Consider the following 12,612-nt stretch of genomic DNA (forward strand, 5'->3'; position numbering starts at 1 on the left):
ACTATAATATATAAATATAGTCTAATTTCTAATTTTATAGTATAATAATTAGTACTAGGTAATAATATTAAGTGTTATAATCTAGTACTTTTATTTTGAAAATCAGGAGGGATTATTATAAAAGAATTAATAATCGGAGATTTAGTTGCAAAGATTCCTATAATTCAAGGAGGAATGGGCGTTGGCATCTCTAGATCATCTTTAGCAGGTGCAGTAGCAAAGCTAGGTGGCATAGGAGTGCTATCTGGAGTCCAAATTGGATATGATGAGGAAGATTTTGAGACTAATACTATAAATGCAAATATAAGAGCTTTAAAAAAGCATATAAACAGAGCTAAGGAAATTTCTAATAACGGTATTGTTGGAATTAACTTCATGGTAGCTATGAAAGAATATGAAACTTATGTTAAAGAAGCAATTAAATCTGGTATAGATCTAATAATTTCAGGAGCTGGGCTTCCTAATAAGTTGCCATCTTTAACTAAAGGTACTAACACAAAAATAGCTCCTATAGTATCGAGTGCAAAGGCAGCTAAAGTCATACTTAAAATGTGGGATAGAAAAGATCAAACTACAGCAGATATGTTGATAGTTGAAGGTCCAAATGCAGGTGGTCACCTTGGATTTAACAACGAAGATCTTGATAATATCAAAGGAATCGACTATGATAACGAGTTCACAGAAATTCTTAAAATAGCTAAAGACTATGGAGAAAAGTTTAATAAAGACATACCTGTTATAGCTGCTGGTGGAATATTCTCTTCAGATGATGTAAAAAAGTTCATTGATCTTGGTGCATCAGGTGTTCAAATAGGCACAAGATTTATTGCCACTGAGGAATGTGATGCCGACGAAAATTTTAAAATGGCTATAGTCAATGCTAAAAAAGAGGATATTCAAATAGTAAAAAGTCCAGTTGGACTACCTGGAAGAGCTATAAGAAATAAATTTATTGAAAAGGTAGAAGCTAGCCGACAAGAAGTGAAAAGATGCTACAACTGTCTGATTCCCTGTAATCCAAAAGAAACGCCTTATTGTATTTCTCAGGCACTAATAAATGGTGTCCAGGGAGATGTAGATAATGCTCTAATATTTACTGGAAGTGAAGCTTATAAAATAGATAGGATTTCTACTGTTGAAGAAGTTATATCTGATCTTACATCAAAACTTTAATAAAGCAAAAGGTCTGTATACTTTTATATATGTATACTATCAAAAAATCTAAAAACCCCTTATAGAATAGACAAATATTTAAAAAGTCTAATCTATAGGGTTTTTTTGTATATAAATCTTTAATTTTAAATCTACAATATTATTAGCCTTTATACTTTCTAAACCTTGCTATTAAAAGCAAATTCTTATAAACTAATCTTCTTTTACCAGTACATCTGTGATTTCAGCCACATATATTTCGTGGAAATCACTGTTTGGATACCATTTTTTAATCAAGCTCTCATCGAAAAATCCATTTGGGTCCAACTTCTGCTTATATACATTTTTACATATAATTGATAAATTAGCTTCCTCAAAATAAGGTACTCCATCTTCATGTAAAACTTTATAACCTATTTTTGCTACTTTATCTTCTTCACTTCCAGAAACACTTCCGAAATAAGCAAGATCTTCTCTATATTTTTTATCAAAGAAAGTTAAAGAAAATGTATCTGAGCTATCTATAAATTTTTTTGTATGGCGTTGGGGTCTTATAAATATAAATGCTATATTTTTACCCCATAAAAATCCTACTCCACCCCATGAAGCAGTCATAGTATTAACTCTTCCCTCTTTTTCCGATGAAACCAACATCCACTCATTGCTTATCATATCTATTGGATTTCTAGGTATTTCATTAGGACTTATTTTTTTAAAAGTACTCATACCGTTACCTCCTTAATAAATGAATAGTTTATACAATTTATCTATCTATGTACTTTAGATTTCGTTTCTAAAGCAATTATATCATAATGGTAGATAATAATGTACTACACCTAAATTCTATTCATTTGTATTACAAAAAATTAATATAAATAAAAGATTATAATAAGAACTTATATATATTTGCAGTTTTACTTACAACTATATTTCATCCTACAGTTAATCATACCTTATCTAATTTGAAATTTCATTATTTTGGGAAAATTATATTTTTTTATAAAAGTTCGACCTTTGACTACTTAATTGATTCATATTATTATATAATGAGTGTAAGTAATTGTTAAAAACTGTACTAAAATTTCTTTTTATAGGAAATTGTACAAAGATATTGTATAATAGTATAGTGTCTAGAACATCACTAGATAAAAGGAAGTGTTGCCATGATAAGATATTATAAAACTATTGAAACAAAATTAGAAAAATTGAATACCTTTGAACAAGACTGTTGGATAAACTTAATTGAACCAACTCAGACAGAGATCAACTCTGTGTCTAATATGCTAGATCTAGATACTGAGAGTCTTGAAGCTGCCCTGGATGAAGAGGAACGTTCTAGAATAGAAGCTGAAGATAACCATACATTAATACTTATAGATATTCCTATTGATGAGAGTAGCTCAAATTCATCACATTACTCTACTATACCGCTTGGTATTATACTTATGGATAATGCAATTATAACAGTATGTAATTCACAGACTAAAATTCTTAACGACTTTATAGTCGGGCATATTAAAGATTTCTATACTTCTAAAAAGACACGATTTGTTCTTCAAATCCTTAGAAAAAATGCAAGTTACTACTTAAACTATCTTAGAAGAATAAATAAGATGACTATTTCTATAGAGAAAGAGATACATAAATCGATGAAAAACAAAGAGCTAGTACAATTACTAGAGCTCGAAAAATCTCTAGTATACTTCTCTACTTCACTTAAGGCAAATGAAATGGTATTAAATAAAATGGTTCGTTTTACTAGCCTAAAAAAATACCCCGATGATGAAGACCTACTTGAAGACGTAATAGTTGAAAACAGACAGGCCGTAGAAATGGCTAAAATATACGGAGACATACTTAGTAGAATCATGGATGCTTTTAGCGCCATAGTAAACAACAATCAGAACAACGTAATGCAATTTTTAACAGTTGTCACATTGATCTTTTCAATTCCAACTATTATATCTGGATTTTTCGGCATGAACGTAAATGGAATACCATTTGATACCGGTCCATTAGGATTCTGGATGGTCGTATTTGTTACAACTATAATATGTACAGTTGTCGCAATATTTATGTTTAGAAATAAGCTATTATAGACAAAGCCTTTAGAAATTTAAACTAATTCTAAAGGCTTTGTCTATATTTTTATAACTTTATTTCTATATATTATTCTGTTACTTCTTCTTCAATTATCATCTCAGTTTGTGAACCTTCAAGCATAAAGTCCAAACTTTCTTTTATATCTAGAATATAGATAGGAACGTACTCTTCATCATCGATTACTTCTGCTTGTAAAGAGAATTCTGGCGTCAGAACATCATCGATATCTATATCTAGTTTTGGCATATTCCCAAGTATTTCACTACAGTTTTCATAGTTTTCCTCTGCCAATTTCTTATATATGTCTAAGCTTTTTTTGTAGTATAAACTCGCTAACATGTATTCACATTTCTTACTGAATAGTTCAGCTCCCTCTTTAAAGTACTTCTCAGCTTCTGAATACTCATTTAGTTTAACACTTAACTGACCTAAATTGTATATTGAGTCAATACAGTCGTTAGCTCTAGCTTTCTCATACCAATATTTCGCATTTGCATAGTCCTTGTAGTAGATATCGTTGATTCTCCCAACCATATGTTGTGAATAGACATTGTCTTCATTAGCAGGAGTGTCAAACATTATCTTAGCTTCTTCATAATTTTCTTCCGCAAAATAGATTCTTCCTAAATGTATTCTAGCATTTATATGATTTTTATTGGCTGCTATTTCAAAGTATTTTTTAGCACCCTTAGGATTTCCTAAATTTTCATATATACATGCAAGTCTGTAACTAGACTGAATATCTCCATTTTCTGAAGCCTTTTTATACCAGCTAGTTGCTTCCTCGATATTGTCTATATCTTCATATATATTTCCAAGCTTTATTTGGCATGACACTGAACCTGGTAGTCTTAAGTAATATGAAATAGCTAGTTCATAGTCTCCATTTTGGTAATATAAATCCCCAAGATTTTCAAGTGAACTCTTACATCCAACTGATATTGCATCTTCATAGTACTCTATTGCACTTTCAAAGTCTTTTTCTTCAAAATATATCCCAGCCAAATTGTTTTTAGCCTCTGTTATATTTTCATCAGCTGCCATTTTATAGTACTCTTTTGCTTTTTCTATATTATTTTCTTTGTTATATAAATTGGCCAATCTGTATTTAGATAATACATGGTTTTCTTCAATAGCCTTTTCATAGTACTCAATGGCATCCTCTACATTGTCTTTTCTATCGTAGATATATGCAAGTCTGTACTGAGATTTAACATCTCCCTTATCTGCACTTTTTTTGTAGTATTTCTCTGCGTCTTCTAGGTTGTCATTAATTTCCATGATCATCCCTAAATTAAAACTTCCTTTTACATATCCAGATTTATGAAGTTGCTTATATAGCCCAACGGCTCCCTTGCTGTCTTTTTTCTCACACATAAGTACTGAAAGGTTATACTTGGAATCATCGTCCAATAAAACAGATCCTTTTTTATAAGCCTCATAGGCTTCATCTTCTCTTTCTAAGAAGCTATAAAGAATACCTAAGTTGTAACAAGCTTTTCCTGAATTATTCTCAGATGCCATTTTTAACCACTTCTCAGCTCTTTCATAATCAGACATTTTAAAATGAGTTACACCTAGATTATTTTGAGCCTGAATATTCCCCTGACTCGCTATTTTTTCATACCAATACAGGCAGTATTCATAACCATCAAGCTTGTAGTACATGTTCCCTAATTCAAATGCAGCCTCTTCACTTCCATTTTTCCATGCATATGAAAGCCACTCTTCTGCTTCCTTGTAGTTATTTCTGTCTATAGCTAACATACCTAATCTAAATTGCGATTTAACATAATTATCTGAAGCAGCAACTTTATATGTATCAATAGCGCTGTCTAATTTTCCCATTTTTTCAAGAAGTGCACCTTTTGTGTGAATTACTTTTGGGTCACTTGGCAAATCTTTTAATTTTTTTATCGAAAATTTTGTATTTTTCATCTATAATTACCTACCTATTTTACGATATTTTCTACTAGATATTATTATACAACAATATTTAGTATAGTATTGTTATTTATTGAATTATTTTTTAATTAATAACTCTATTTTAACATCAATTTATCACTTTTTGTCTACTGGATTTTAATTTTCATTTAATATATAATATAATTTGACATAAAATATTAATCTAGGAGGTGAAACTATGAGCTTTGGCAATATTTTTAATCAGGTTGCGGTATTATTTATATTAATTTTGGTTGGTTATTTGATTAGAAGACTAAACTTACTTGATGAGGATACAACATCTAAAATTTCTAATCTCGCAATGTCGGTATTTTTACCCGCAATGATTATAAGCTCAATGCAAATCGATTTTGATAGTTCTATGGTAAATAAAATATTACTATTAATTTTAGTATCGATGGTAGCATATGGAATTTCTATCGCGATGGCATTTTTACTTAAATTTATATTTAAAAATGACAGTGACTTAGGAATTTATCAATATGTATTAATTTTTTCAAATGTAGCTTTTATGGGTTATCCTGTCGTAGAAGCTGTTTTAGGTAAGGAAGCAATTTTTTATACAGCAATATACAACCTTCCATTTAATTTATTTACCTTTACTATAGGAATATATCTACTTTCTAAAGGCAACAGCGACTACAAATTTTCTGCAAAATCTATAATAAGCCCAGCTACTATATCTATTGTATTCGGACTTATACTCTTTGTAACAGGGATTAGACTTCCAGCTTTCTTGAATAACTCTATAAGTTTATTAGGTGGAGTTACTACCCCTATTTCAATGTTAGTTATTGGAAGTATGCTTGCAAATTCTTCAGCTAAAGAATGTTTTTACAATAAGAAATTATACTTTGTAACATTTCTTAGACTTATCTTGATTCCATTAGTGGTATATTTATTAATAAATAATCGCGTTGAAGATAGCATGATAGCTGCTATACCCGTCGTAATGACATCAATGCCTGCAGCAGCAAATGCTGCTATTATGGCCAACCAATACGGATCAAACACTACATTAGCTTCACAGAGTGTATTTTTAAGCACATTATTCTCAGTGCTTACTATCCCAATAATAAACATGTTCTTGTTAGGTTGATTTATTCTTTAATGTGTTGTACAATGGTTTATTCAAATAAATTGTACAATAATATTAGAATTCTATGCAGTTTGTATTTTTTTAATACATATTTATAAATTAATATTATTGTGTACATAAAATAGGAGGAGCGAACATGGATTTAGACTTGCTTTTTAAAATAGCGTTAACAATAGTTGCAGTAGGAATTTCATATAAAATTATCAAAGCAGTTGCAGGTGTTGCGTTTAAAGTAGCGTTAATATTCGTGATAATTTTATTCGTAATCAGAATGTTTATGTAGATATAGTATTGTTTAAAACTAAAATCACAACACACTAATCGGGATTTTATCCCTATTAAAAGTCGTGTTGTGATTTTTTATTTTACACTATTTAGATCTATATATGCTTCAACTTGGGGTATATACAAAAGATTGTCCTTAATATGAGTGTTTCCAAATTCCTTTAAGCCCGAACCTTTTGCATCCTCTGTGATTTTGTACTTTATGATTTCGGAGCCCTCATCTATATCTGCATGAAAGTAAAGACCTTCATATTGTTTAAATTTAAAATTAAATTTACTTCTTTCAAGTTTAATTATTAACGTTTCCATCTAATCCTCCATCGATTATATTCTTTTTAGATACTTGCTTGCATCGTAACTTTTACAATACAAACACACACACACACTATTAAATTATTTCATATGTATTGATAATTATATAGGTTTTATACTAGAATCCTGATTATAATACCACTTCAGAATTTGACTTACTACATACGAAGAAACAATTTCATCAGAAAGCGGTGGAAAGAATCTGTATGTCCCTATTTTTAGCTTATCACTTTTCTCAATAAAAACTGTTGGATTTATAAAGTTATCATCAATCTGGTTAATTTGATACTTTAAATAAATATCTTTTTTATCCGACACAATATTAAGCCAACTATCGCCAGACACATCATCAGGCCTTACACACCATAAAAATTGTACACCATTAAACTTAAGATGTCGCTTTCCTTTCTTATTAATTCCCATAATACTCCCCCCAATTTATTAAACTTGCAACTATATTAATTTTTTTGTTACTAAATATAATACTACAAAATCTATAAAATTATAAATATTTCTATTTTTTTAAACTTTTTGATCTAAAACTCTACTCTCTATAGTCAATATGTAATTAATTATCCATATTTTTAGATTGATTAACTCCACTAATATGTATAAGTGCATCCACTATATCTATAAGAATTAACTTCTTTTAACTATCCTTAAATCATCCAACATCAATATCTATTACAAACTTTTGCTCTCTATTATCATACAACATTTCTACATCCATATCAAAACCTCCTGTTCAACCTATATATCTTATATCTGTAATTTCATAATTATAGATATCTATCTCCAAATCCATCGTAGTAGTTAAAACTATTTTAAAATTTAATAATTAATTGATATAATAAAATAACAGTATACTTAAAATAGGGGTGAATTATGAAAAATTTTAAAAATGCAGACATAAAACTAACACTAATAATTCTTTTACCAATTGCTTTTATTGTAAACTTTATTGCATCTAAAAACCCTGAATTTGTGGAAAAATACTATTCATTATGGATAAGCAAATACATAGTAAAAATTTTGAGTTCCATAACAGGTATAATACCATTTTCACTTTACGAACTCACTATGTACATTATTGCAATATCAATAATCGCTTGGATAATCACATTTATATATAAACTTACCAATGGTAAACAAGTATTTTCTCACTTTATAAAGCACTCTATAATAAACATTCTTTGTATTGCATCTACAGTATATTTTTTGTTTATAGTCCTTTGGGGCATAAACTACAACAGAGTTTCCTTAGAGACGACCTTGCTACAAAATTTACAATTCAAAAGTGGCAAAGACACAAAAGATAATAAAGATAACAAAGATTACAAAGATCTAATAAGCTTATACAGCTTCTTAGTAGAAAAATCTAACGAAACTAGAAAACTAACAAAGCAAGATAAAGAAAGCATTATGAAAAACAACTCCGACTACAGAGGCGTTATAAATAGAGCAAACTTAGGATACCAAAACACAGAAGGCTTAATACCTGGATTTGAAGGAAACTACGCAAAAGCAAAACCAGTAAACTCCTCAGAACTTATGTGTTACACAGGAATAACTGGAATATATTTTCCATTTACAGGGGAAGCAAACGTAAACATAGCGGTGCCAGATTCCACACTACCTGCTACAGTATCACATGAAATGGCACATCAAAGGGGATTTGCCAGCGAAGACGAAGCCAACTTCATAGCTTATTTGACATCAGTAAATCATCCTGACAATGATTTTAAATACTCAGGATACACATTAGCATTAATGTACACAGGATCTGCCCTTAGAAAAGCCGATTACGAAGAATATATCAGAATATCATCAAAACTATCCGAAGATGTAAAAAGAGACTTAAACTATAACAGCGAGTTTTGGTCAAAATACGAAGGGAAAATAGACGAAATTTCTAATGAATTAAACAACACCTACTTAAAATCTAACGGAATAAAGAGCGGAGTACAAAATTACGGACAAATGGTGGAATTATTATTATTATATTTTAATAATGCAAAATGAAAATAAAAAAGACATACAGCACAGTTTCAGACTTTTTCACATTCTGTGGTGCTGTATATCTTATTTTTTTAATTTGCATTATTTATCAAGTTACTTTCCTACATTTTCATACTCATCCAGCGTAGATTAGTATCTATAACTCTTAATAAGACTATAACTTATCTATTTCATCTAGAAGTTCTTCAACCAAATCGCTGTCTTTTATCTTTCTGACAATCTCACCTTTTTTAAATAAAAGTCCTTCGCCTTTTCCGCCGGCTATACCAACATCAGCTTCTCTGGCTTCACCAGGTCCATTTACAGCACATCCCATAATAGCCACTGTAATATCCTTATCTAGATCAGCTATCTTCTTCTCAACATCATTTACAACGCTTATTAGATCTATATTGCATCTACCGCAAGTTGGACAAGATACAACTTTAATTTTGTCATTTAAAAGTCCTAGGCTTCTAAGTATTTCTTTTCCAACACTAACTTCTTCAACAGGATCTCCTGTAAGCGAAATTCTTATTGTATCGCCTATTCCTTCTACAAGTAATGCTCCAACGCCTATCGATGACTTTATAGTCCCTTTTTTAATGCTTCCGGATTCTGTTATCCCTACATGGAGAGGATAATCTACTTTTTCTGATATAAGTCTGTACGCATCTATAGTTTTAAATATATCTGAAGATTTAAGGGATATTACAGTATTATAGAAATCTAAGTCTTCCAAAATCTTAATATGACCCATTGCGCTCTCAACTAAAGCTTCAGGAGTTGCAGATCCGTATTTATCAAAAAGTTCTTTTTCTAGAGATCCTCCATTAACACCTATTCTTATCTTAAGATTCTTTTCCTTGCATTTATCAACTACCATTTTAACTCTAGAAACATTACCTATATTTCCAGGATTGATTCTTACGCCATCTACTCCTTGATCTATTGCCTCAAGTGCTAATTTATAGTCAAAATGAATATCTGCTATTACTGGAATTGAGACTTTACTCTTTATTTCCCCAATAGCTTTTGCTGCAACCATATCCGGAACTGCAACTCTTACTAGATCGCAACCAACTTCTTCAAGTCTTTTAATTTGCTCAATAGTAGCTTTTGCATCTCTAGTATCTGTATTAGTCATAGATTGTACCGAAATAGGATTATCTCCACCTATTTTTACATTTCCAACACTTACTTCTCTAGTTTTTCTTCTACTATAACTCATATTTACCACCTTTAATTTTAAGCATGTAGTTTTTGCTTTTTTATCTATTTTTATGTTATTTTTATATTTATACGTATGTATTTGCATTTAACCAACAAAACTTATCGATTGAGTTCTGTCACAATCTTTATTTTGCAAATTAAAACTGATGTGAGCAGACAATCGATAAGTTTTTTTATTAATACTAATTTTTATTGAAATAATCTTAAAACATCTTTGTAAGTAATAAAAATCATAAACAGCATAAGCGCTCCAAAACCTACAAGATTTAAAAATCCTTCTTTATTTGGATCAAATTTCTTACCGCCTCTTATACCTTCTATTATAAGCATAAGTATTCTCCATCCATCAAGTGCTGGAATTGGAAGTAAGTTTAGTATTCCAAGGTTTAAACTGATTACAGATCCTAAGTATAGTAAATTAATCACACCTGTCTTAGCTGCATCAGATACCATCCCTATTACTCCAACCGGTCCAGCTACTGAATTTGAAAATCCTCCAGGAACTGTTCCTGTAATCATTTGACCTAAGAAAGCAAACATTTGTTTAGTCATGCTTACAGTTGTTTCAAAAGAATAAGTTATCGATCCAAATATACTCTTTTCCATTTTAGGAGACATACCTATTAAGTAAGTTCCTTGTTTCTTTTCAGGAGTGACTGTTACTTCTCTTATCTTCCCATTTCTCTCTAATTCTACGTTTAAATCTTTACCCCCAGAGCCATGTACTGTCTTTACAGTTTGCTCCCAAGAAGTTACGTTTTTTCCATTAATTTTAAGTATCTTATCTCCAGTTTCTATACCTACCATTTGTGCAGGTCCAGATTTTATAAGTTCTCCAACTATAGCCTCTTTAGATGGAACCCCTAAAGACATAAATACCGGAATCAGTACAATCACTGCAAGAATCAAGTTAAATATTGGACCAGCTAATATCGTGCTAAGTCTAGCAGGAAGACTTTTATTTCCGAAAGAGTCTGGATCATTTGAACTCTCATCTTCACCTTCCATACTTACAAAACCGCCAAGTGGCAATAGTCTTATCGAATACTCTGTTCCTCTTTTTATACTAAAAACTTTAGGTCCCATACCGATAGCAAATTCATGCACCTTTACTCCACTTAGTTTTGCAAACAAAAAGTGACCTAGCTCATGAATAAAAATAATTATACTAAACAGTATAAGCGCAACTATTATAGTCATAAATTTCTCTCCTATCCTTTAATCCTTTTTTTTACGAAATCTCTACTCCATCTATCAATCTCAAGTATATCTTCTAAAGTTGCATTTTCTATGCTTTTGTGAGATTCCAAAACTTTCTCTATAAAATATGGTATGTCATAGAACTCTATTTTATCCTCTAAAAATTCATTTACTAAAATTTCATTGGCCGAATTTAAAGCCGCTGAGTAAGTTCCTCCAAGCTCAAGACATTTATACGCTAGATTTAAGCAGGGAAAAGTGTCCAGATCGGGATTTTCAAATGTCAATGTTGCTATTTTCGAAAAATCAATTCTTTCGTAGCTATTTGAAATTCTATCTGGATATCCTAGAGCATATTGTATAGGCAACTTCATATCTGGACAACCAAGCTGTGCAATTACCGAGCTGTCATCAAATTGTACCATAGAATGTATTATGCTCTGTGGATGAACAACTACATCTATTTTATTGTATGAAACATCAAATAACCATTTAGCTTCAATAACTTCCAACCCTTTGTTCATTAGAGTAGATGAATCTATACTTATCTTTCTACCCATACTCCAGTTTGGATGTTTTAACGCCTCATTTTTAGTTATATTTATTAAATCTTCTCTCTTCTTACCTCTAAAAGGACCTCCAGAAGCAGTCAAAATTAACTTGTCTATATTTTTCAAATTCTCTCCTTGAAGAGATTGGAATATAGCACTATGCTCACTATCTACAGGGAGTATTTTCACTCCATTCTTTTGAGCTAAATCCATAACCAATTTTCCTGCAGTTACCAGTGTTTCTTTATTTGCAAGGGCTATATCTATCCCCTTTTCTATTGCTGCAATTGTCGGCACAAGACCAATCATGCCTACTACAGCAGTTAAAAGTATATCTATTTCATCCAAAGTAGATATTGCTTTAAGGCCTTCCATTCCACACAAAACTTCTATATCTATACCTGATGGAATACTGTCTTTTAATTTTTTATAGCTTACGTCTTGATAGACTGTAACGTATTTCGGTTTAAACTCTACTATTTGTTCTAACAATAAATCTACGCTACTATTTGCAGAAATAGCAACTACCTCAAACTTATCACTGTTTTCTCTAACCACATCTAAGGTTTGTTTTCCGATAGAACCTGTTGAACCTAAGATTGATATTTTCTTCATAAAAGTAATCCTTTCTACAATTAAAATTTCAATTAATAATTATTATACCATTTATACCACTATTTTTAACATTATTCACGTAAACTTCACTTATATTAA

12 protein-coding genes are annotated in these 12,612 nt (G+C 30.6%); 5 read left to right on the top strand and 7 right to left on the bottom strand.

Annotated elements, in window-relative coordinates; genetic code table 11:
- Nucleotides 1-114 precede the first annotated feature (114 nt).
- The gene (locus T473_RS0112775) at nt 115-1,173 is read left to right on the top strand and encodes an NAD(P)H-dependent flavin oxidoreductase (RefSeq protein WP_152522314.1); all 1,059 of its coding nucleotides are present in this window, start codon (nt 115-117) and stop codon (nt 1,171-1,173) included.
- 192 nt (nt 1,174-1,365) lie between these two features.
- On the opposite strand, the gene T473_RS0112780 is transcribed toward T473_RS0112775, so the two are convergent.
- Nucleotides 1,366-1,878, bottom strand: coding sequence for a flavin reductase (locus tag T473_RS0112780; RefSeq protein WP_024622252.1), 513 nt, complete (start codon nt 1,876-1,878; stop codon nt 1,366-1,368).
- Between the two features lie 437 nt (nt 1,879-2,315).
- Here T473_RS0112780 and T473_RS0112785 point away from each other — a divergent pair, with 437 nt between their 5' ends.
- Nucleotides 2,316-3,251, top strand: a complete 936-nt coding sequence (locus T473_RS0112785) for a magnesium transporter CorA family protein (protein WP_024622253.1) — start codon at nt 2,316-2,318, stop codon at nt 3,249-3,251.
- A gap of 70 nt (nt 3,252-3,321) precedes the next feature.
- On the opposite strand, the gene T473_RS0112790 is transcribed toward T473_RS0112785, so the two are convergent.
- Nucleotides 3,322-5,193 (bottom strand): tetratricopeptide repeat protein, encoded by a 1,872-nt coding sequence (locus T473_RS0112790; RefSeq protein WP_024622254.1) that lies wholly within the window; start codon nt 5,191-5,193, stop codon nt 3,322-3,324.
- 205 nt (nt 5,194-5,398) lie between these two features.
- Between T473_RS0112790 and T473_RS0112795 the strand changes: the two genes are divergently transcribed.
- Both T473_RS0112795 and T473_RS18905 read left to right on the top strand, forming a co-directional pair.
- Entirely contained in the window at nt 5,399-6,319 is a 921-nt protein-coding gene (locus T473_RS0112795) for an AEC family transporter (protein WP_024622255.1), read from the top strand.
- 136 nt (nt 6,320-6,455) lie between these two features.
- Entirely contained in the window at nt 6,456-6,602 is a 147-nt protein-coding gene (locus T473_RS18905) for a hypothetical protein (RefSeq protein WP_200865900.1), read from the top strand.
- 77 nt (nt 6,603-6,679) lie between these two features.
- Here the strand turns inward: T473_RS18905 and T473_RS0112805 are convergent, their stop codons facing one another.
- Complete coding sequence (locus T473_RS0112805) at nt 6,680-6,913, bottom strand: hypothetical protein (RefSeq protein WP_024622256.1); 234 nt, start codon at nt 6,911-6,913, stop codon at nt 6,680-6,682.
- Nucleotides 6,914-7,018: 105 nt separating this feature from the next.
- Entirely contained in the window at nt 7,019-7,339 is a 321-nt protein-coding gene (locus T473_RS0112810) for a hypothetical protein (RefSeq protein ID WP_024622257.1), read from the bottom strand.
- Nucleotides 7,340-7,801: 462 nt separating this feature from the next.
- Between T473_RS0112810 and T473_RS0112815 the strand changes: the two genes are divergently transcribed.
- A complete protein-coding gene (locus tag T473_RS0112815) occupies nt 7,802-8,938 on the top strand; it encodes a DUF3810 domain-containing protein (RefSeq protein ID WP_024622258.1) in 1,137 nt (378 codons plus the stop codon).
- Nucleotides 8,939-9,089: 151 nt separating this feature from the next.
- Here the strand turns inward: T473_RS0112815 and ispG are convergent, their stop codons facing one another.
- The 3 genes from ispG to T473_RS0112830 all read right to left on the bottom strand — a co-directional run bounded on the left by ispG (nt 9,090) and on the right by T473_RS0112830 (nt 12,513).
- Nucleotides 9,090-10,145, bottom strand: a complete 1,056-nt coding sequence (gene ispG / locus T473_RS0112820; protein WP_024622259.1) for a flavodoxin-dependent (E)-4-hydroxy-3-methylbut-2-enyl-diphosphate synthase — start codon at nt 10,143-10,145, stop codon at nt 9,090-9,092.
- Nucleotides 10,146-10,336: 191 nt separating this feature from the next.
- On the bottom strand, nt 10,337-11,347 hold the full coding sequence (gene rseP / locus T473_RS0112825) for an RIP metalloprotease RseP (protein ID WP_024622260.1): 1,011 nt from the start codon (nt 11,345-11,347) through the stop codon (nt 10,337-10,339).
- An 11-nt stretch (nt 11,348-11,358) separates the two neighbouring features.
- The gene (locus tag T473_RS0112830) at nt 11,359-12,513 is read right to left on the bottom strand and encodes a 1-deoxy-D-xylulose-5-phosphate reductoisomerase (RefSeq protein WP_024622261.1); all 1,155 of its coding nucleotides are present in this window, start codon (nt 12,511-12,513) and stop codon (nt 11,359-11,361) included.
- Nucleotides 12,514-12,612: the final 99 nt, after the last annotated feature.

Origin of the sequence: Clostridioides mangenotii TR (assembly GCF_000498755.1) — a bacterium.
In the GTDB taxonomy this organism is placed as follows: Bacteria; Bacillota; Clostridia; order Peptostreptococcales; family Peptostreptococcaceae; genus Metaclostridioides; species Metaclostridioides mangenotii_A.

Coding starts and splice junctions, on each gene's coding strand:
- T473_RS0112780 (WP_024622252.1), bottom strand. CDS start 1,878: ATGAGTACTTTTAAAAAAATAAGTCCTAATGAAATACCTAGAAATCCA.
- T473_RS0112785 (WP_024622253.1), top strand. CDS start 2,316: ATGATAAGATATTATAAAACTATTGAAACAAAATTAGAAAAATTGAAT.
- T473_RS0112790 (WP_024622254.1), bottom strand. CDS start 5,193: ATGAAAAATACAAAATTTTCGATAAAAAAATTAAAAGATTTGCCAAGT.
- T473_RS0112795 (WP_024622255.1), top strand. CDS start 5,399: ATGAGCTTTGGCAATATTTTTAATCAGGTTGCGGTATTATTTATATTA.
- T473_RS18905 (WP_200865900.1), top strand. CDS start 6,456: ATGGATTTAGACTTGCTTTTTAAAATAGCGTTAACAATAGTTGCAGTA.
- T473_RS0112805 (WP_024622256.1), bottom strand. CDS start 6,913: ATGGAAACGTTAATAATTAAACTTGAAAGAAGTAAATTTAATTTTAAA.
- T473_RS0112810 (WP_024622257.1), bottom strand. CDS start 7,339: ATGGGAATTAATAAGAAAGGAAAGCGACATCTTAAGTTTAATGGTGTA.
- T473_RS0112815 (WP_024622258.1), top strand. CDS start 7,802: ATGAAAAATTTTAAAAATGCAGACATAAAACTAACACTAATAATTCTT.
- ispG (WP_024622259.1), bottom strand. CDS start 10,145: ATGAGTTATAGTAGAAGAAAAACTAGAGAAGTAAGTGTTGGAAATGTA.
- rseP (WP_024622260.1), bottom strand. CDS start 11,347: ATGACTATAATAGTTGCGCTTATACTGTTTAGTATAATTATTTTTATT.
- T473_RS0112830 (WP_024622261.1), bottom strand. CDS start 12,513: ATGAAGAAAATATCAATCTTAGGTTCAACAGGTTCTATCGGAAAACAA.